24 protein-coding genes are annotated in these 20,126 nt (G+C 31.5%); 22 read left to right on the plus strand and 2 right to left on the minus strand.

Annotation, left to right across the window (positions count from 1 at the left end; translation table 11 throughout):
• The first annotated feature begins 36 nt into the window (after nt 1–36).
• From rsmD to ACSVC9_RS06180, 3 genes are read left to right on the plus strand one after another with little or no spacing between them, the layout of a single operon-like run.
• On the plus strand, nt 37–603 hold the full coding sequence (gene rsmD, locus ACSVC9_RS06170; protein WP_446899473.1) for a 16S rRNA (guanine(966)-N(2))-methyltransferase RsmD: 567 nt from the start codon (nt 37–39) through the stop codon (nt 601–603).
• Nucleotide 604: 1 nt separating this feature from the next.
• Complete coding sequence (gene coaD, locus ACSVC9_RS06175) at nt 605–1,099, plus strand: pantetheine-phosphate adenylyltransferase (RefSeq protein ID WP_446899474.1); 495 nt, start codon at nt 605–607, stop codon at nt 1,097–1,099.
• 18 nt (nt 1,100–1,117) lie between these two features.
• Nucleotides 1,118–1,642 (plus strand): ATPase, encoded by a 525-nt coding sequence (locus ACSVC9_RS06180; RefSeq protein ID WP_446899475.1) that lies wholly within the window; start codon nt 1,118–1,120, stop codon nt 1,640–1,642.
• Here the strand turns inward: ACSVC9_RS06180 and ylbJ are convergent.
• Nucleotides 1,625–2,791: a sporulation integral membrane protein YlbJ gene (ylbJ, locus tag ACSVC9_RS06185; protein ID WP_446899476.1), complete on the minus strand. Its 1,167-nt coding sequence runs from the start codon at nt 2,789–2,791 to the stop codon at nt 1,625–1,627. The genes ACSVC9_RS06180 and ylbJ overlap by 18 nt on opposite strands.
• Before the next feature lie 111 nt (nt 2,792–2,902).
• Nucleotides 2,903–4,129 carry a nucleotidyltransferase gene (locus ACSVC9_RS06190; RefSeq protein WP_446899477.1) on the minus strand — a complete coding sequence of 409 codons (1,227 nt, stop codon included), beginning with the start codon at nt 4,127–4,129 and terminating at the stop codon, nt 2,903–2,905.
• 188 nt (nt 4,130–4,317) lie between these two features.
• Here ACSVC9_RS06190 and pta point away from each other — a divergent pair, with 188 nt between their 5' ends.
• The 19 genes from pta to lepB all read left to right on the plus strand — a co-directional run bounded on the left by pta (nt 4,318) and on the right by lepB (nt 20,112).
• Nucleotides 4,318–5,322 carry a phosphate acetyltransferase gene (pta, locus tag ACSVC9_RS06195; RefSeq protein WP_446899478.1) on the plus strand — a complete coding sequence of 335 codons (1,005 nt, stop codon included), beginning with the start codon at nt 4,318–4,320 and terminating at the stop codon, nt 5,320–5,322.
• 40 nt (nt 5,323–5,362) lie between these two features.
• Nucleotides 5,363–6,562, plus strand: coding sequence for an acetate/propionate family kinase (locus ACSVC9_RS06200; RefSeq protein WP_446899479.1), 1,200 nt, complete (start codon nt 5,363–5,365; stop codon nt 6,560–6,562).
• A 79-nt stretch (nt 6,563–6,641) separates the two neighbouring features.
• Nucleotides 6,642–7,148: a YceD family protein gene (locus tag ACSVC9_RS06205; protein ID WP_446899480.1), complete on the plus strand. Its 507-nt coding sequence runs from the start codon at nt 6,642–6,644 to the stop codon at nt 7,146–7,148.
• Between the two features lie 14 nt (nt 7,149–7,162).
• Complete coding sequence (gene rpmF / locus ACSVC9_RS06210) at nt 7,163–7,345, plus strand: 50S ribosomal protein L32 (RefSeq protein ID WP_446899481.1); 183 nt, start codon at nt 7,163–7,165, stop codon at nt 7,343–7,345.
• Nucleotides 7,346–7,455: 110 nt separating this feature from the next.
• Complete coding sequence (plsX, locus tag ACSVC9_RS06215) at nt 7,456–8,457, plus strand: phosphate acyltransferase PlsX (RefSeq protein ID WP_446899482.1); 1,002 nt, start codon at nt 7,456–7,458, stop codon at nt 8,455–8,457.
• Nucleotides 8,458–8,593: 136 nt separating this feature from the next.
• Nucleotides 8,594–8,827, plus strand: a complete 234-nt coding sequence (gene acpP, locus ACSVC9_RS06220) for an acyl carrier protein (RefSeq protein ID WP_446899483.1) — start codon at nt 8,594–8,596, stop codon at nt 8,825–8,827.
• Nucleotides 8,828–8,950: 123 nt separating this feature from the next.
• Nucleotides 8,951–9,667 (plus strand): ribonuclease III, encoded by a 717-nt coding sequence (gene rnc / locus ACSVC9_RS06225; protein WP_446899484.1) that lies wholly within the window; start codon nt 8,951–8,953, stop codon nt 9,665–9,667.
• A gap of 28 nt (nt 9,668–9,695) precedes the next feature.
• Nucleotides 9,696–10,784, plus strand: coding sequence for an elongator complex protein 3 (locus ACSVC9_RS06230; protein WP_446899485.1), 1,089 nt, complete (start codon nt 9,696–9,698; stop codon nt 10,782–10,784).
• Nucleotides 10,781–10,879 (plus strand): DUF4044 domain-containing protein, encoded by a 99-nt coding sequence (locus ACSVC9_RS06235; protein ID WP_446899486.1) that lies wholly within the window; start codon nt 10,781–10,783, stop codon nt 10,877–10,879. The genes ACSVC9_RS06230 and ACSVC9_RS06235 overlap by 4 nt, the downstream gene beginning before the upstream one ends.
• A 6-nt stretch (nt 10,880–10,885) precedes the next feature.
• The gene (gene smc / locus ACSVC9_RS06240; RefSeq protein ID WP_446899487.1) at nt 10,886–14,452 is read left to right on the plus strand and encodes a chromosome segregation protein SMC; all 3,567 of its coding nucleotides are present in this window, start codon (nt 10,886–10,888) and stop codon (nt 14,450–14,452) included.
• A 29-nt stretch (nt 14,453–14,481) separates the two neighbouring features.
• Nucleotides 14,482–15,393, plus strand: a complete 912-nt coding sequence (gene ftsY, locus ACSVC9_RS06245; protein WP_446899488.1) for a signal recognition particle-docking protein FtsY — start codon at nt 14,482–14,484, stop codon at nt 15,391–15,393.
• A 144-nt stretch (nt 15,394–15,537) separates the two neighbouring features.
• Complete coding sequence (locus tag ACSVC9_RS06250; RefSeq protein ID WP_446899489.1) at nt 15,538–15,873, plus strand: putative DNA-binding protein; 336 nt, start codon at nt 15,538–15,540, stop codon at nt 15,871–15,873.
• 13 nt (nt 15,874–15,886) lie between these two features.
• Nucleotides 15,887–17,242 (plus strand): signal recognition particle protein, encoded by a 1,356-nt coding sequence (ffh, locus tag ACSVC9_RS06255; protein ID WP_446899490.1) that lies wholly within the window; start codon nt 15,887–15,889, stop codon nt 17,240–17,242.
• Nucleotides 17,243–17,285: 43 nt separating this feature from the next.
• On the plus strand, nt 17,286–17,543 hold the full coding sequence (gene rpsP, locus ACSVC9_RS06260) for a 30S ribosomal protein S16 (protein WP_446899491.1): 258 nt from the start codon (nt 17,286–17,288) through the stop codon (nt 17,541–17,543).
• Between the two features lie 18 nt (nt 17,544–17,561).
• Nucleotides 17,562–17,789 (plus strand): KH domain-containing protein, encoded by a 228-nt coding sequence (locus ACSVC9_RS06265; RefSeq protein ID WP_291719745.1) that lies wholly within the window; start codon nt 17,562–17,564, stop codon nt 17,787–17,789.
• A 58-nt stretch (nt 17,790–17,847) separates the two neighbouring features.
• Complete coding sequence (gene rimM / locus ACSVC9_RS06270) at nt 17,848–18,342, plus strand: ribosome maturation factor RimM (RefSeq protein WP_446899492.1); 495 nt, start codon at nt 17,848–17,850, stop codon at nt 18,340–18,342.
• The gene (trmD, locus tag ACSVC9_RS06275; protein WP_446899493.1) at nt 18,327–19,055 is read left to right on the plus strand and encodes a tRNA (guanosine(37)-N1)-methyltransferase TrmD; all 729 of its coding nucleotides are present in this window, start codon (nt 18,327–18,329) and stop codon (nt 19,053–19,055) included. Before rimM ends, trmD begins: the two co-directional genes overlap by 16 nt.
• 128 nt (nt 19,056–19,183) lie before the next feature.
• Entirely contained in the window at nt 19,184–19,531 is a 348-nt protein-coding gene (gene rplS, locus ACSVC9_RS06280) for a 50S ribosomal protein L19 (protein ID WP_446899494.1), read from the plus strand.
• 59 nt (nt 19,532–19,590) lie between these two features.
• The gene (lepB, locus tag ACSVC9_RS06285) at nt 19,591–20,112 is read left to right on the plus strand and encodes a signal peptidase I (protein ID WP_446899495.1); all 522 of its coding nucleotides are present in this window, start codon (nt 19,591–19,593) and stop codon (nt 20,110–20,112) included.
• The last annotated feature ends 14 nt before the right edge of the window (nt 20,113–20,126 follow it).

Consider the following 20,126-nt stretch of genomic DNA (forward strand, 5'->3'; position numbering starts at 1 on the left):
GTGTAATAAAAAGTGTACTTTAGGGAGGAATTATGAATGAGGATAATTGCAGGACTTGCAAAAGGGAGAAAGCTATTGTCCCCAAATGGGTATAATATTACGAGACCCACTTTGGATAGAGTTAAAGAGGCCATGTTCAGCATAATTCAAAATAAAATAAGGGATTCAGTAGTGCTGGATGTATTTGCAGGGACAGGAAGTCTCGGATTAGAAGCTGTAAGTAGAGAATCAAAATTCTGTTATCTGGTGGAGGGTAGCAGAGAAACTTTTTCGCTTCTAAAAGAAAATGTGACAAATTTAAAATTCCAAGGGAAATGCAAATGTCTGAATATGGATTCCTATGAGGCACTGGAAGAACTTGCGAGTAAAAATATAAAATTTGATCTAATATTTATAGATCCACCTTATAGAAAAAATATGATTCCAAGAGCTATAGAAAAAATTGAAGACAATGATATGCTTAATGAAGATGGTATTATAATTACAAAAATTGACAGTAGAGAAGATATATATGATGATAATGAGTCAATTGTTTTAAATCAACATAGAAAATATGGAAAAACGACTGTTTGTATTTATAAAAAATTAAGGGGGACTAAATGAAGTGAATATAGCAGTTTATCCTGGAAGCTTTGATCCAATTACAAATGGACATCTGGATATAATAAAAAGGTCATCTAAAGTATTTGATCAATTAATAGTGACTGTTCTCATTAACCCAGATAAAAGAGGGCTTTTTAATAAGGATGAAAGAGTAAATTTGATAAGAAGAGTTGTACGTGATATCCCGAATGTACAGGTGGATAGTTTCAGTGGACTTCTTATAGATTTTATGAAACGAAAAAATGCAAGAATTATAATAAAAGGTCTTAGGGCAATATCCGACTTTGAATATGAATTTCAAATGTCACTTATGAACAAAAAACTTTGTCCTGAAATAGAAACTGTATTTATGATGACCAGTGCAATAAATTCATATTTGAGTTCTTCGGCAGTAAAACAGGTTGCAATGTTTGGAGGATGTATTAATGATCTTGTCCCAGATGAAATTGTACCTGATATAGTAGAGAAAACTAATAAATATCATATAGAAAGTTGATCCTTAGGAGGAAAAATTATGGAAACTATCAAGTTGCTAGAATACCTTGAAGAAATTATAGAAACGTCTGCTAAGGTACCTATGACGGGAAAAGTAATGGTAAATAAAAAAGAAATACTTGACATACTAAACAAGATATTAAATTATCTTCCCGCCGATTTTAAAAAAGCACAATGGGTAGTAGAAGAAAAAGAAAGGATACTCAGTGATGCCATACAGGAAGCTGAGAATATGAAAAAGGAAAATTTGAATATACTGAGGCGTCAAATAGAAAATCATGATATAACAAAAGAGGCAAACAGAAAATCCGCAGAGATAATATCATCTGCAAAGAAAAATGCAAAGGCTATACGTATTGGAGCAAGAGATTATGCAAATGACATATTAAAACAATTAGATGCCGAAATAGATATTAAAAGTAAAGAAATGCTTTCAGGTTTAAAATTACAATTTCAGCATTTTATAGACAACCTTGATGGCAATATAAGATTGAATACGGATTCTATAAAAGAAAATATAAAGGAATTAAATAATATGAAATAGTTTTTTGAATTCAGATATTACAATTGGAAGTATTAGTATAAATAATATGATTATAAAGAGTCCGTTTCTACCATCACTTGATTCATAGTAATAGGAAAATATTTCTGTAGAGGCTACAGTTTCGTAGATTTTGAATATCACTATACTTATAGATGAACATATTATTCCATGAAGTATTTTCCTTATAGTATATATTTTCATGGAGACATTGAATTTATATGTAAAAGAATACACCTGGGATATTATAGAAAAACCGCTGAATGTAAATAGAAAGCTTACTATGAATATTTTTATGTATATATCTGTATCAGAACTGGAAACTAGATTGCAGCCATTTGTCATTTCTACTATTCCAAGTAATGTTCCTGATACCACATCCTTTGAAATACCAAGAATACTTGAAATCTTCATAGTAATTAAATTGAATATTGAGTTGTGATTCAATATATTGTTTACAACTGAAAAAGTAGTAACAAAACCTCCTATGGAAAGACAGGTTTTTACGGAATTTTCTATGCTGGTTTTAAATATACCAACTGCAGTATCTTTTGAATGTGATGAGTTTTTTATATAGTTTATATTTTTATAATTTTGCTCAGATGGGAGCATTACCCCCATAATCATGCATGATATTAAATTTGACAGCAAAAATATGTATCCTATAGAAGTACTTTTAAACATGGAGATTCCTATGGAACCAAGCATAAATAGAGGACTTGAATTAGAGGCAATATTAAGAAGCCTTTGAAGTGTATTTAAGTGTATTGATTTGCTTTCATACAGATCGCAGGCATATTTTGCACCTAGAGGATATCCACACAGCATGCTTATAATGAGTGTAAAACTACAATTTTGTGGCAGTTTCAAAGGACGGCACAATATTTTCCCAAATAATTTTGCATATATGTGTATTCCATCACAGTTTATTATTATGTTGGAGACTATTAAAAAAGAAAATAAAGATGGAAATACCTTGTAGAAAAAAAGTAGGACTCCATTTATTGCACCATCAATGCAGATCTTGGGAGCAAGTATTATCTGTATTATAAAAATAGAACATATTATAGTGATAAATAAGTTCCTATCCTTTAAAAGAAAGAATAATAATAATATTATTATTATTAGAAGTATATAAAACAATATTTCCATGAATAAAACACCTGCTTTTTCATCAATTGAATTTTATATAAATATATTAGATTATATTAAAAAGCAGTGGTACTTATTACCGCCATATAAATATTGTTTGTGACACATATATCAATTTTTAAATACAATTGGTCCGTTTTTGTAATCAGAATCAAAGCTTACATATCTGTTTAAAAGACTGTATGCCTTTGTAGCAAGTAAGTCAAGATTTAAAAAGTCATTTAATTTATGGGGTAATTTTGTATAAATTGGTATGGAAGATGTACTTTTTAATTTTTTTAATATTTTCATTCCTTTTTCGTTGAAACCAAGGACTCTAGCATAAGGACAGTTCTGCTGCCTAAGGTCTGCAGTATTAAAATCTTCGAATCCAAGGAAAAATTGACACAGTATTCTGCTTATTCTTGTATAAGCATATCTTTTGGATTTAGAAGAAAGTATTATGTCGTTGTATAAGGAATTATTTTCTATTGCCTTAAAAATTCTATTTTCTATTCCTTCTGAAACATCGGGAAGATTTCTTATACTTTTTTTCTTAAAAAAACATTTATATTTTAAATAGGGTACAATTGAATCTTCCATGGAGAAATTATAATTACAGTTGTAAAGTTTATTTATAAGATTATAGGTTTCATTGGGAAGATTACAACGAATTTTTTTAATGTCATTTCCTGACTTTAAAAAATTTCTAATTGCAGACGAACTTGAAAAATTTTCATCTATGGTTTCACTATTATAATTCTCACCATGTCTTTTCACGGTAAAAATTTTTATATCACTGTGTGATTTTTTCAGCTTTTTTATATATTCTATTGCAAGTATATTGTTTGGGGAAGACAATATTGATTCCAAATTAATGGATGTATTGTAATTATATTTTTCATTTAAGATAGCAATTATGGAATTGCTTCTGGCTTTGGCATAAGATTTGCCAGTTTTAAGTTCATTTTTTAGATGTGATTTCAATTCTAATGATTCATTCAATAGAATTTCGGATATTAAATTTAATATTTTAATGTCACTACATTCACTTCCAAAGCAAAGATTATCTACAATTCCAAGACTATTTAAAAGACTTACTGCACCGTTAGAAAAAAACTCAGCGGAAGATGTGCTGTATAGAACGGGAAGTTCTATTACTAGATCAATTCCATTTAAAAGTGCAATTTTTGTTTTGTTCCATTTATCGATTATGGAGGGTATTCCTCTTTGAACGAAATTACCGCTTATTACGGCTATAATTCCCTGGCACTCTGTCAATTTAGATGTATTTTTGATATGATATATATGGCCATTGTGAAAAGGATTATACTCAGCTATGATTCCAGTTATATTCATTATTATATTTATCCTCCTGTTTTTTTGTAATAATTGATTTTTTCATGTATAATTATTATAGCAGTAAAAAATTTGTTTATGAAGCTCAAATTTTGGTTACCTTTATTGAAATCTGAGCTCAAAAATGATTATATTAAAATTATAATATATATTTTTTATTAATTTAGTATCTGAAGGGAGAAACGAAAATGGAATTAATGAAACAAATATGGGCTAAGGCTAAAGTGGATAAGAAGAAAATTGTCTTAGCAGAGGGAGAAGAAGAAAGGAATATTAAAGCTAGTGAAAAAATAGTTAAAAATGGACTAGCAAATGTAATAATGGTTGGTAATAAGGATATAATAACAGAAAAAGCTAAAAAATTGGGAGTGGATTTAACAGGCGTTGAGTTGGAAGACCCTGAAACTTCAGAATCTCTAAAAACATATGCCAATGAGTTTTATGAACTTAGAAAGAAAAAAGGTATGACACCAGAGAAAGCTGATAAGATAGTTAGAGATCCCCTTTATTTTGCAACTATGATGGTTAAGGTTGGGGCAGCAGATGGATTAGTTTCTGGATCTATACATACTACAGGAGATCTTTTAAGGCCAGGTCTTCAAATTATAAAAACTGCTCCCGGGACTTCAGTTGTTTCTAGTGTATTTATGATGGAGGTTCCAAATTGTGATTATGGTAATCATGGAATGCTGCTGTTTTCAGATTGTGCCGTAAATCCTAATCCATCTATGGAGCAATTGGCAGCAATAGCTGTAAGCACTGCAAAGACTGCTAAAGAGTTATGTGATATGGATCCTAAAATAGCTATGCTTTCATTTTCAACCAAAGGTAGTGCCCAGCATGAAGTTGTAGATAAGGTTAGAAAAGCAACTGAGCTTGCAAAAGAAATGGATCCTGAACTTAAAATAGATGGAGAACTTCAGCTTGATGCATCCATAGTGGAAGAAGTTGCAAACTTAAAGGCACCAGGTAGCCCTGTGGCAGGTAAGGCCAATGTACTTGTATTTCCGGAACTTCAATCAGGAAATATAGGATATAAGCTTGTTCAAAGATTTGCAAAAGCAGAAGCTATAGGACCAATATGTCAGGGATTTGCAAAGCCTATAAATGATTTGTCCAGAGGATGCAGTTCAGATGATATAGTAAATGTTGTAGCAGTAACAGCAGTACAGGCTCAATCAGCAGGAAAATAATTTTACATATAGGAAAATAAAGGTAAGGAGAGTTATTATTATGAAAGTTTTAGTAATAAATTGTGGTAGTTCATCTCTAAAATATCAATTGATAAATATGGAAGATGAAAAGGTGCTTGCAAAAGGACTTGTTGAAAGGATAGGAATAGAAGGATCCATATTAACACATAAAGTGAATGGAGAAAAACACGTTATTAAGCAGCCGATGGAAGATCATAAAGTGGCTATAAAACTTGTGCTCAATGCCCTTGTAGATAAGAAACATGGAGTAATTAAAGATATGTCTGAAATATCTGCTGTAGGTCATAGAGTAGTTCATGGCGGAGAAAAGTATGCTGAATCAGTACTTATAGATGATAATGTAATAAAGGTCATAGAGGATTGTATCAAATTGGCTCCTCTTCATAATGGACCTAATTTGATAGGAATAAATGCATGCAAGGAGCTAATGCCTGATGTTCCTATGATAGCTGTATTTGATACTGCATTCCATCAAACTCTTCCTGATTATGCATACACATATGCTATTCCTTATGAACTCTATGAAAAATATGGTGTCAGAAAATATGGCTTCCATGGAACTTCACATAGATTTGTTTCTGGTGAGGCAGCTAAGATGCTGAATAAGGATATAAAATCTCTTAAAATTATAACCTGTCATCTTGGAAATGGTGGAAGCATATGTGCTGTAGATGGTGGAAAATCTGTTGATACAAGTATGGGATTTACTCCACTTGCAGGTATATGTATGGGAACGAGATGTGGTGATATAGATCCAGCTGTAGTACCTTTCCTTCAAAAGACAGTTGGAATGACAGTTGATGAAGTGGATAATTTAATGAATAAGAAATCAGGAATATTGGGAATATCAGGAGTAAGTAGTGACTTTAGGGATGTCGAAGCTGAAGCAGATAAAGGAAATAAAAGAGCAAAACTTGCCCTTGATTTGTTTTATTATAGGGTTAGATCTGTAGTTGGTTCTTATGCTGCAGTATTAAATGGAGTTGACTGTATAGTATTTACAGCGGGCCTCGGAGAAAATTCTTCATCTGCAAGACTTAGAATATGTGAGGGCCTTGCATATCTTGGAGTTAAGTTGGATGAAAAAAGAAATGATATAGCAGGAAAGGCTGCTGAAATCAGTGCATCAGATTCTAAGGTCAAAGTGCTTGCTATACCTACTAATGAGGAGTTAATGATAGCGAGAGATACGAAAAGAATAGCTGAATCCAGTAGATAGAATAGTAATTAAATAGCTCTTGACTTTTAATGCTCATCTCTATATAATTGATTGTGGCTAATATATAGAGGTGAGCATTATGAAATTTGATGTATCTGAACTGTCAAATAGAGAATTAAATACGGAAGAATTAAATATGGTTTTGAAAGAAGATAATTTTTATGATGGTAATGAGTACATTAATATTTTAGAACCAATTAGGTTTTCAGGAACTTTGAAGAAAGTTGGAGATATATTTATATTAGATGGTAAAGTAAATACTGTTCTGGAACTTATATGCTCAAGATGTTTAAGTAAATTTGCCTATACTGTAAATATTAATATAAAAGATCAATTTACAGATAGGAGAATAATTAATGAAGGTGATGAAGATATTACCTTTATTGATAACAACTGTATAGATATTACTGAAGTGTTAGAAAATGATATTATATTGATTCTGCCTATAAAGAGACTCTGCAGGGAGGATTGCAAGGGATTATGCCATAAGTGTGGCGCTAATTTAAATATTGCGGCCTGCAATTGCCATAAGGATGAAATTGATCCAAGATGGGAAGAATTAAAAAATATTTTTTCTACAGATTAAGGAGGTGTTTTACTGTGACAAGTCCAGCAAGAAAGGCATCGAAAGCAAGAAGAGACGCAAGAAAGGCACAGACATTTAAATTAGGATTGCCAGGAATTGTAGAATGTCCACAATGTCATGAAATGAAGCTTGCTCATAGAGTTTGCAAAAGTTGCGGTTATTATGATGGTAAAGAAGTTATTTCAGTTGGAAAATAGCTAAAGAAAGTCGGTAGACTTTCTTTTTTTGACTTTATACATTAGTTATATATATATATGATATAATTAAATTTAACTTAGGGAAGCATAATCAGTTAGGATGTGAGTAAATGAAAATCATTGTAGACGGTATGGGTGGAGATTTAGCACCAATGGCGGCTGTAGGGGGTGCAGTTGAAGCTTCACAAGAACGTGATATACAAGTTGCAATCACAGGTAAGAAAGAAGAAATAAATAAAGAACTTGAAAAATATAAATATGACAAGAATAAAATAAGCGTTATTGATGCAAGGGAAGTAATAGATACTAATGAACCACCGGTTATGGCAATAAGGAAAAAAAAGAACTCAAGCCTTGTCAGGGCGTTGAATATTGTATCTGGTGGTGAAGCTGAAGCTGTTGTTTCTGCCGGAAGTACAGGGGCTTTTATGACCGGAGCTACGCTGATAGTTGGTAGAATCAAAGGCATAGATAGAGTTGCTCTTGCACCTGTAATGCCAGGTAGAAATGGAAACTTTATGGTTATAGATTCTGGAGCTAATGTGGACTGCAAACCAAAGTATTTGCTTCAGTTTGCTATGATGGGAAAAATATATTTTGAAAATGTGCTTAAGATAAATAACCCATCTATAGGGCTTATAAATATAGGCATTGAGGAAGAAAAAGGAAATGAGCTTACGAAAACAGTATACAAGCTTTTGAAGGATACCAATTTAAATTTTGTTGGAAATGTGGAGCCTAGGAATATATCAGATGGAGATGTTAATATATTGGTATGTGATGGTTTTATTGGTAATACTGTTTTGAAGATGTATGAGGGAGTATCTCTGAATGTAATTGGGATGTTAAAAGAAGAAATAATGAAGTCATCCTCCGCAAAAATAGGTGCCTTGTTTATGAAAAATATTTTTAAAAAATTAAAGATAAAATTTGATTATTCAGAGTATGGAGGTTCAGCGTTTCTGGGATCAAGAGGAATATGTGTAAAAGCCCATGGAAGTTCTGATATCAGGGCATTTAAAAATGCTATTCTTCAGGCTGAAAAATGTGTAGAAAATTCAGTTATAGATAAAATAAAGTCTGAAATAGAGAACTTGTCTGGAAACATTTAGAATAATATAAAAAAGTTATAATATAAATGTATTAATGTAAAATAACTTGTTATAATAAATTTGACATTAATTAATATTGACGGTATAAAATATTTGTGTAATATTATTTATGTATAAATTTTTAGGAGGTGGAACTATGATTTTTGAAAAGATACAAAAAATAATATCTGAGCAACTTGGAATTGGTGAAGAGGAAATAGCTATGGAATCATCTTTTATAGATGATTTAGGTGCAGATTCACTTGATATAGTCGAATTGATTATGGCTCTTGAGACAGAATTTGATTTAGAGATACCAGATGAAGAAGCAGAGAAAATATCTACTGTAGGGGATGTAGTTGAGTACATAAAAGCTCATACAGAGGAGTAGAAAGGCAAGTCCCGTTTTTTATATTGCGGGGCTTTAAATTTTATAATGATTTAATAGGTAGTTTATTCTTGAATTTGTCCTTAATAGAACAGACTGAGGAATAAACTTCAAAAAGGAGAGAAAATGGAGAATATTTCAGATAGTCTTGAAGATTTAGAAGAAAAGTTAAATGTACATTTTAAGGATAAGAAAATCTTAGAAATTGCACTTACGCACAGTTCCTATGCAAATGGAAAAAAATTTATAAAGTTTAATGAACGACTAGAATTCCTAGGAGATGCAGTACTTCAGCTTGCTATATCTGAGCATTTGTTCTTGAATTATAAGGATGAACCAGAAGGGGTTCTTACAAAGAAAAGGTCGATTATAGTATGTGAGACGTCGCTTTATGAAATAGCAAAGAAATGGGACATAGGAAAGTATATAAAGATGAGCAAAGGTGAAGAGATGACTGGTGGAAGGAAAAGAGTCTCGATACTTGCGGACTGTGTTGAAGCAATAATTGCAGCCTTTTATATAGACAATGGGTACAAAAAGGTTGACGAATTTATAATAAAAAATTTCTATGACATTATAGAAAAGGCTGTAAAAGATGAAATAGTACTTGACTATAAGACAAAGCTCCAAGAAATTATGCAACAAAAAGGAGAAGTGTATATAGGTTATGAACTCGTTAAATTTGAAGGTCCGCCTCATAGAAGAAAATTCTATACTCAGGTAGTTGTGGATAACAATGTACTTGCAATGGGAATAGGATACAGCAAAAAACAGTCTGAACAGGATGCCGCATATAGGGCACTTGAAAATATAAGAATTAATGATGATCATTCTTTAATTTGATTTGCTGTTTTAATGGAGGTGAATGTGAATGGGCAATAGACACTATATAATTCCTATATTTGTTCCAAACGAAGGCTGTCTACATAATTGTGTGTTTTGCGACCAGAAAAAGATTACAGGTAATGAGGAAAAGGTGGATGCAGCTTTTACTAGGAATACTATAAATACTTATCTTGATACAATAAAAAATCGGGAAGCTTGTATAGAAGTATCTTTTTTTGGTGGAACTTTTACTGCAATAGATATTCAAAAGCAAATTGAACTTTTAAAGGTAGCTAAACAATATAAAGATAGAGGACTTATAGATTTTATTCATCTTTCTACGAGGCCAGATTATATAGATGCTCCAATTTTAGATAATCTAAAATATTATGGCGTTGATGTTATAGAGCTTGGAGTTCAGTCTCTGGATAAGGAAGTGCTTTTAAAATCGGGAAGGGGACATTCAGAAGAGGATGTGAGAAAAGCTTCCTTGTTAATCAAAAAGTATGGATTTATATTAGGACATCAAATTATGCTTGGACTTCCAGGCGACAAATTTGACAAGGATATAACCACAGTTAAAAAATCAATAGATATGGAACCAGATATCTATAGAATTTATCCAGCACTTATAATAAAAGGTACTCCTATGGAGTACATGTACAATAAAGGAATTTATAATCCATATAGCCTTTATGACGCAGTCTATATAAGTAAGATATTGTATTGTATGCTTGTATCTGAAGGAATAAATGTGATAAGAATTGGGCTTCAGCCTACAGAAGAAATAAATTTAGGAGCTGAGGTTGTAGGTGGGCCTTTTCATCCTGCATTTAAAGAACTTGTATTTGGAAGCCTTTATAGCGAAATGTTGCAATCCATTGTACCTGAAGGATATAGTGATTTGGTGAAAATAAGGATAAATCCACGGGATGTATCAAGATTATATGCTGATGGCAAAAAGTTTTTTAAAAATATGAAATCTAATCTAAGATTGTCTTCTATTCCAGTGATTCAAGATGAATCCATAGAAAGAGAAAGTTTAAAATTAGTCCTTGGGGAAAAAGAAAGTACGATATTTTTGAAGAATTACATGGATGAAGTAAGAAATAAATTAAAGGAGTGTAAAATATGAAAAAGAACACTAGAACAAAAATGACTAAAATATTTGCAATAGGCATAGCGATTATGTTTATAATTGGATTACTTCCAATGCTGTTTGGGAGATAGATTAGTATGTTTTTAAAGAGTATAGAACTGAGAGGATTCAAATCTTTTGCAGATAGGACTGAATTGACATTTACAAATGGAATTACATCAATAGTTGGGCCAAATGGAAGTGGTAAAAGCAATATTTCCGATGCAGTTAGGTGGGTACTGGGGGAGCAGAGTGTAAAAAATCTAAGAGGAGGCAAGATGGAGGATGTTATTTTTTCAGGAACACAGTTTAGAAAACCTGTAGGATTATGTCAGGTTTCTTTGACTCTGGACAATGAGGATAAATTACTACCATTGGAATATGCTTCTGTTACTATTTTGAGAAGGATCTATAGATCTGGAGAAAGTGAGTATTATATAAACAATACTAAGTGCAGATTAAAGGATATATATGAACTTTTTATGGATACAGGTATAGGAAAAGAAGGTTATTCAATAATAGGACAAGGAAAAATTGATGCAGTGTTAAGTGGAAAGCCCGAAGACAGAAGAAGGCTTTTAGAGGAAGCAGCTGGAATTGTAAAATTCAAGTGGAGAAAGGAAGAATCGGAGAAGAAACTTAAAAGTACTAATGAAAATCTTACTAGAATAGAGGATATACTTGGAACTTACAGAGAAAGACTTGGACCATTAAATGTTGAAAATAAAAAGGCGGTTAGATTTTTAAAGCTTTCAGAAGGATTAAGGGAAAAAGAAATAAATTTATTAATAAATTCAATAGATAAATTACAAATAGAAATTGATAATTTAGATAAGGTAATTGTAGAAGGCAAAAATTGTGTAAAAAAATTGAATTTAGATTTTGCTCTATTAAAATGTGATGTAGATAATTATAATAAAAGATTATCCGATATAGAGAAGGATAAAATGGATCATGAAAAGAAATATTATGAAAGCAAATCAAAGGTTCAGGCCTTGAATTCGGATATAGATATTTTGAAAGAAAAGATATCAAATGCAGAAAAGAATATTGAAAAAATTGTTTTGGAGCATGAGACAATTAAAAATAAATTTATTGCTGCTGTTAAGCAAAAGGATTTACGGGAAAGTGAATTTTCTACACAAATTAAAATACAGAAGAAACTGATTAGTGAAATATATAAAAGGGAAATGACTCTAAATAAAATCATAAAGAATATATATGATAAAGATACTTTAGTTAAAAATTTAAAAGACAATGGAATAGAATATTTAAGTTCTATATCAAATATTAAAAATAATATAATTTCTCTTGAAGAAGATATAAAAAAGATAAAGGATAAGGAGGATTACATAAAGAAATCCTGTAGTAATTATGAAAACTCTATAAAAATAAATATTGCAACCATATCTGTTATTAAATCTCAAATAGAAGATATAGAAAAAAAAGTAGAAGAGGATAAAACTGCAATTAGAAAAAATAAATGTGAGATTGAAAATTTTAGACAATTTTTAAAAAAGTATACAGATGAACTAAAAGAAATTAATGATGATTATATGAAATTCACTACAAGCCGTAATATGCTTATTAGTTTAGATAAACAATATGAAGGATACAATAGGGCAGCTAAGATTCTTATGACAGATATAAAATCAGGCAAGGCCAAAGTGAATAGTGATAGTTGCTTTTTACTGGGAGAAGTAATTGAAGTTGAAAAGAAATTTGAAATTGCCGTTGAAATAGTCCTAGGGGCAGCTATTTCAGATATAATAACTTTAGATGAAAATCTTGCTAGGAAACTTATAATTTATTTGAAAGTCAATAATATTGGTAGGGCTACTTTTTTACCACTTAATATAATTAAAAGCAGAAAAATTCCAAAATCTAGATGCCCTTACAATATAGATGGATATTTAGGAATTGCAAGTGATATTGTAAACTATGATCCAAAGTTTAAGAATGCAGTTGAAAGTGTTTTGGGTAGGACTATAATTTCAGCCGATTTGGATAGTGCATTGAAGATAGCAAAATCCACAAATTATACTATAAAGATAGTTACTTTGAAAGGAGAAATCATAAGTCCTGGTGGATCCATGACTGGAGGAAGTTTGAAATCCAGGACAGGAAATGTACTTGGTAGAAAAAGGGAAATATGTGATTTAGAGAATAAAATCAAAGTTATGGAGAAAAATAAAAAGTCTATAGGAAATATTATAAGTAAATATCAAAATAATGTACAAGAGTATGATGAAGCAAATTTAAATTTAAAAGATGAAATATATTCTAAAAATATAGATTTAATTAAATTAAAGGAAAAGATCAATAATATAAACAATGAAAATGTGAAATTAAATAAGAACATAAATGTATCTAGAAATGAAATATCTAATATATCTGAGAATATAAAAAGATTTATTTCTGAACTTAAAAACAAACGGCATAATTTGAAGGAGTTAAATTTAAAGCAGGAAGCTAATAACAAAAATATACTGGATTTGGAAAAAGAATTAAAAGAAAAAAACTCGAATATTGATGATTTTAGAAATAGCCTTACAGAAATGAAGATAAAAAAGGCAAAACTTGGAGAAGGTTTAACTAATAAATCTAATTCTATTAAAGAGATTGAAAATAACATTGAGGAAATGAAGCTTAGAATGAGTAATCTAGAAACTGAAAAGAAAGAGCTGAATAGTAGCAGGGAAAGTTTTATTCTAAAAATTGATGATAATAAAATTAAAATAAAAACTATAGAGGGAAATATATGTGAATTTGAACATAATATAGACAAATTAAAAAAGGAACAGATAAGTATTAAAGAAAAAATAAGAAATAGTGATGAAAACTCAAGGTCACTGGCGATTAGGATAAATAAAACTGAAGATGAAATTCATAAGTATCAGCTTAGGCTGACTAAATTTTCTACTGAAAAGAAAAATTTAAATTTAAAATTGAATTCAGATCTTGAAATAACGTATGAAGATGGAATAAAATATAGGACGTACATAAAAAATATAGATGCATTTAAAAAGAAAATAGATTTTTTAAAAAAAGAGATATCCAGTATAGGATCAGTGAATTTGGGAGCTATTGAGGAATATAAGGAAGTAAGGGAAAAAGTTGAGTTTATGAATCTTCAAAAAGAAGATTTAATAAATGGAGGTAGAGAATTAGAAAATGTAATCTTTGAGATGACTAAAAAGATGAAAACATTATTCAGTAAAAATTTTGTCACACTGAGAAAAAATTTTAATGAAACCTTTATGGAATTGTTTAAGGGTGGAAGTGCAGATTTGAAGCTTATAGATGGTGATGAACTTACCGGTAATATAGATATAACTGTTCAGCCACCTGGCAAAAAGCTTCAAAATATAAATCTCATGTCTGGTGGTGAAAAAGGATTATCTGCAATAGCGCTTTTGTTCGCAATACTTAAGATGAAGCCCTCACCTTTTTGTATATTGGATGAAATAGAGGCTGCACTTGATGATGTTAATGTATCAAGATATGCAGAATTTCTCAGAAAATTTTCAAAAGATACTCAATTTATCGTAATAACACATAGGAAAGGAACAATGGAAGCCAGTGATGTTATGTATGGAGTTACCATGGAAGAAAAAGGAGTATCTAAAATTGTATCTGTAGATTTAAATGAAAAAGTATCCTAATAGATTATATATGAAAAGAGGTAATTTGTATGTTACAGGGATTTTTTGATAAATTAAAAAGTGGCCTTATAAAAACTAAAGATAATTTTACGGGAAGAATAATGGAAGTACTTAGTGGATCAATTTCCATAGATGATGATCTTTATGAAGAACTTGAAGAAATACTTATAACAGCTGATATAGGCGTGGATACGACGCTATACATAATAGATAGATTAAAAGATAATATAAAGGAGAAAAAGATAAAGGAACCTGCACTTGTGAAGGACTGCTTAAAAGAAGTCATCTTAGATATATTAGGTACAGAAAATGGTAGCATAAAGCCTGTGAAAATACCAGAGGTTGTTTTGGTTATAGGAGTAAATGGAGTGGGAAAGACGACATCAATAGGAAAAATAAGTTCAAAATTTAAAAATGGTGGTTATAAAGTTCTTATGGCGGCTGCGGACACCTTTAGGGCCGCTGCTATAGATCAGCTTGAAATATGGAGCAGCAGGGCCGGTGTGGATATAGTAAAACATCAAGAAGGTTCAGATCCTGCCGCTGTAATATTTGATGCTGTTCAGGCAGCCAAGGCCAGAAAAGTTGATGTACTAATATGTGATACTGCGGGAAGACTTCATAACAAAAAAAATTTAATGGATGAACTTGGAAAGATAAACAGGGTTATTGATAGGGAATATCAGGAAGCTCATAGGGAAACACTTCTGGTTTTAGATGCTACAACAGGACAAAATGCTGTACAACAGGCAAAGCAATTTATGGAAGTATGTAAAATAGATGGTATAATCCTGACTAAATTAGATGGCACTGCAAAAGGTGGTATTATAATATCAATAAAACATTCTCTTGATATACCTGTTAAATTAATAGGTATAGGTGAAGGTATTGAAGATCTCCAGGAATTTAATCCGAAGAGTTTTGTGGAAGCACTGTTTTAATATGGCCAGGAGCTGTTAAGTAAATTTACTTGACAGCTCCTGATAATTTTGATATCATAGTTTCTGTCAGCAGTCAGTTATAAGCTTTAGTGAATTTGAATAAGTTTTTAGGGAAGTGAGAAGGCATTATTTGCCGGATATTTCATGGAAAAAAAAGTGCAATTTTCTATGCTATTAGATATATATGGAAAACTATTGACGGATAAGCAGAAAAATATAATGGATTTGTATTATAATTTTGATCTGTCATTGTCTGAAATAGCTGAGCATACAAATACAAGCAGGCAGGCAGTATATGATATTATCAGGAGATGTAACAGACTTCTGGTGCAGTATGAAAGAAAGCTTACTTTGATGGATAGAAAATTGAAATTAAAAAAAAGCATAAATGATATTTTAAAAATGCTTAATTCTATTGAGAATACTGAGAACAAGGCTAAAATAGACGATATAAAGAAATATATAATGGATAATATTTAGTAGGAGGATTAACATGGCTTTTGAAGGATTGGCATCTAAGCTTCAGGATACATTGAAAAAGCTTAGAGGAAAAGGTAAACTTTCAGAAAAAGATATAAAGGATGCTATGAGGGAAGTAAAATTGGCACTTTTAGAAGCAGATGTTAACTACAAAGTTGTACGTAATTTTATAAAAAGTGTCAGTGAGAAATGTCTTGGAGAAGAAGTACTCAAGAGTTTAACCCCGGCACAGCAAGTTATAAAAATTGTAAATGAAGAATTAACTAATTTGATGGGTAGCAGTGAGAGCTCTCTTGAATATTCGTCTAGCGGATTAACAGTAATAATGCTTATTGGTCTTCAGGGAGCAGGTAAAACTACAATGTGTGGTAAATTGGCTCTGGAACTCAGAAAAAAGAATAAAAAACCATTGCTAGTAGCCTGTGATATATATAGGCCTGCAGCAATAAAACAGCTTCAGGTAGTTGGAAAACAAATAGACATTCCTGTATTTTCAATGGGAGATAAGGTGACTGCTGTAGATATAGCTAAAGGGGCAGTTGAATATGCAAAGAGTAATAATTTAAATGTAATAATAATAGATACTGCAGGAAGGCTTCAGGTAGATGAAGAACTCATGGATGAACTTAAAAATATAAAAGATTCCGTTCATCCGGGTGAAACTATGTTGGTTGTAGATTCGATGACAGGTCAGGATGCAGTTAATGTTGCCAAAGCTTTTAATGAACAAATAGGCATAAGTGGCGTAATACTTACAAAGTTAGACGGCGATACTAGAGGTGGAGCTGCACTTTCCATAAAGGCAATGACAGGAACACCTATAAAGTTTGTAGGTGTGGGCGAAAAGATGAATGACTTTCAGATTTTTCATCCAGATAGGATGGCATCCAGGATACTTGGAATGGGAGATGTGCTTTCACTTATAGAAAAGGCTGAACAGTCCATAGACAAGGATGAAGCTAAAGAGCTTGGAAAGAGAATGTTAAACAAGGAATTCAATTTTCAGGATTTTCTAAACCTAATGCAACAAACTAAGAAACTCGGACCGATCAACAAACTTGTGGAAATGATACCAGGCGTAGATTCAAAGATGCTTCGTGGAGTAGATCTCTCGCAAGGAGAAAAAGATCTAAAGATAAAGGAATCTATAATAAAATCGATGACTGTAAGGGAGAGGGCTAATCCAGCTATTATAAGTAGCTCTTCTTCAAGAAAAAAGAGAATTGCATCTGGATCAGGAACTACTATACAACAGGTTAATAGATTGCTAAAAGATTTTGAGAAAATCAAGAAGATGATGAAGCAATTTAATGGAATGAATAGTAAGAAAGGATTTAATAAAGGTATGTTTGGAAAGCTGCCTTTTTAAAAATAAATGTATGTATTTTAGTACAGTTAAGGAGGTGATATAAATGGCAGTAAAGATAAGATTGAGGAGAATGGGTGCAAAAAAGGCTCCATTTTATAGAATAGTTGTTGCAGATTCAAGGTTCCCAAGAGATGGAAGATTTATAGAAGAGTTAGGATTTTACAATCCTACAACAGATCCAACTACTATAAAATTTGATGAAGAGAAAGCTTTAAAATGGATAAAAAATGGTGCTCAACCAACTGATGTTGTAAAAAGGCTTTTTACGCAGGCTGGATTAAATGAAAAAGTTGCTAAGTAGCTACTGGGGGTGGATAACTTGAAAGAATTAGTTGAAATCATAGCTAAATCATTAGTAGATAACCCAGATATGGTTCAGGTAAATGAAATTGCAGGAGAACAATCTATAATTCTTGAATTGAAAGTTGCACAAGAAGACATGGGAAAAGTAATAGGAAAACAAGGAAGGATAGCTAAGGCTATAAGAACTGTAGTAAAGGCGGCAGCTATAAAGGAAAACAAGAGAGTTGTTGTAGAGATAATATAAGAGTTAGGCTGCCTAACTCTTATATTGGCATTATCAGTTGAAAGAGGTGAATATCCTTATGGAACAATTCATTACAATAGGTAAAATAGTGAATACTCATGGAATAAAAGGTGAATTGAAGATATATCCACTTACTGATGATTTAGAAAGATTTAAAGAATTGACATATGTGTATATCGATGGAAAAGTGAGAAAAATATTAAGTTGTAAATTACAAGCGAAAAGAGCTGTATTGAAAATAGAAGGTATAGATTCAATAGAAGAGGCCAGCATTTATAAAGAAAATTACATTAAAGTTAAGAGAGAAGATGCAGTAGAACTTCAAGAAGGTAGTTATTTTATTTCGGATATAGTAGGATGCAGTGTTTTAGATAGCAATGGAGTAAATTACGGAAAGATTGCAGATGTGATACATACTCCTAATAATGATGTTTATTGGATAAAAGAGGAAAAAGAACTTCTGATTCCGGCACTGGAAGATATAATTTTGGATATAGATATAAAAAAATCTAGAATACTTATAAAGCCGGTGAGTACATGGATGTCAGAATAGATATATTAACACTTTTCCCAGATATGTTTAACTTATTCAACTATAGTATAATTGGTAGGGCAAAAGAAAAAGGCATTTTGCATATAAATACAGTTGATATAAGAGACTATACAAAAGACAAACATAGGAAAGTTGATGATTATCCTTATGGAGGAGGAGCAGGTATGATAATGGCTGCTCAGCCCATAGTGGATTGTATAAAAGCCGTTAGGAAAGTAAATAGTGGAAACGTAATATTTTTGGGACCAAGGGGTAGGACGTTCAATCAGGAAATGGCAAAGCATCTTTCAAAAGAAAAGGAACTTATATTTTTATGTGGACACTATGAGGGCATAGATGAAAGAGTTTATAAGCATATAGATATGGAAATATCATTAGGTGATTTTGTCCTTACAGGAGGTGAATCTGCTTGTATACCAATTGTAGATAGTATATGCAGAATGATTCCAGGGGTACTTAAAAGCAGTGAAAGTTATGTCGAGGAGTCTTTCTACAATGGACTTTTAGAATATCCTCAGTATACAAGACCTGAATACTTTGAAAATGAATCAGTCCCACAGGTTTTGATATCAGGACATCACGAGAATATAAGAAAATGGAGGAGACTTAAGTCTATTTTGATAACAAGAGAAAAAAGACCTGACCTTTTAAAAAAAATACAACTTTCAAAGGAAGACATAAAATTATTGGAGAGCTATATATCGGATAAATAGGAAAATTGAAAATATATATTGAAAATGAATCTTGAATATGATAAAATGAACTTTGTGCTGCACGAACGGTCCTCTGTCTGTATTATACTGGATATGAACGTTTAGTAATCATAAGGAGGTAATGCACAGTGTTAGATGTAATAAAAGCAATAGAAGCAGAACAGATTAGAAATGATTTGCCAGAATTTAATGTTGGTGATACGGTAAAGGTTCATGTAAAGATAAGTGAAGGAAATAGGGAGAGAATACAGGTATTTGAAGGTGTAGTTTTAAAGAGGCAAAATGGAGGCTTAAGAGAGACATTTACAGTAAGAAGAGTTGCCTATGGTGTTGGCGTTGAAAGGACATTTCCGGTTAATGCGCCTATAATAGATAAGATAGAGGTTATAAGAAAAGGTAAGGTAAGAAGAGCTAAATTGTATTACTTAAGAGACAGGGTTGGCAAAGCAGCAAAGGTGAAAGAAATATTAAAATAAGATGAATTTAAATGGGGCTTGTAATAGTCCCCTTTTTGTATATTAAGGTGGTGTCGAATTTGTTAAAGGAATTGCTCGATGTTGGTAAATCAGTATTGATTGCAGTAGTTGCTGCTTTTTTAATTATAACTTTTATATTTGAAACTGTAAGTGTTGATGGTCATTCAATGGATCCAACTCTAAGTAATGGAGATAGGCTTATAGTGGAAAAGGTCAGTTATTATTTTAGAGATCCGAAGCCTGGAGATATAGTGGTAATAAAATATCCTGCTAATCCAAGTGAAAAGTTCATTAAGCGAGTAATTGCTGTAGGTGGGGATAGAGTAAAAATTCAAAATGGAAAACTTTATATAAATGATAAAATTAAAGATGAACCATATATACTAGAAACTATGCTTGGAGATTTTGGAGAAGTTACAGTACCTAACAATACGATTTTTGTACTGGGGGATAATAGAAACAACAGTCGGGATAGTAGATTTTCAGATGTAGGTTTTGTAAAATATAAATTAATAGTTGGAAGAGCTGCCTTTAGACTATATCCATTTAATAAAATGGGAACATTTAAGGCCTATAGATAAGTAGACTATTTTAT

The organism is Clostridium sp. LBM24168 (genome assembly GCF_052953915.1).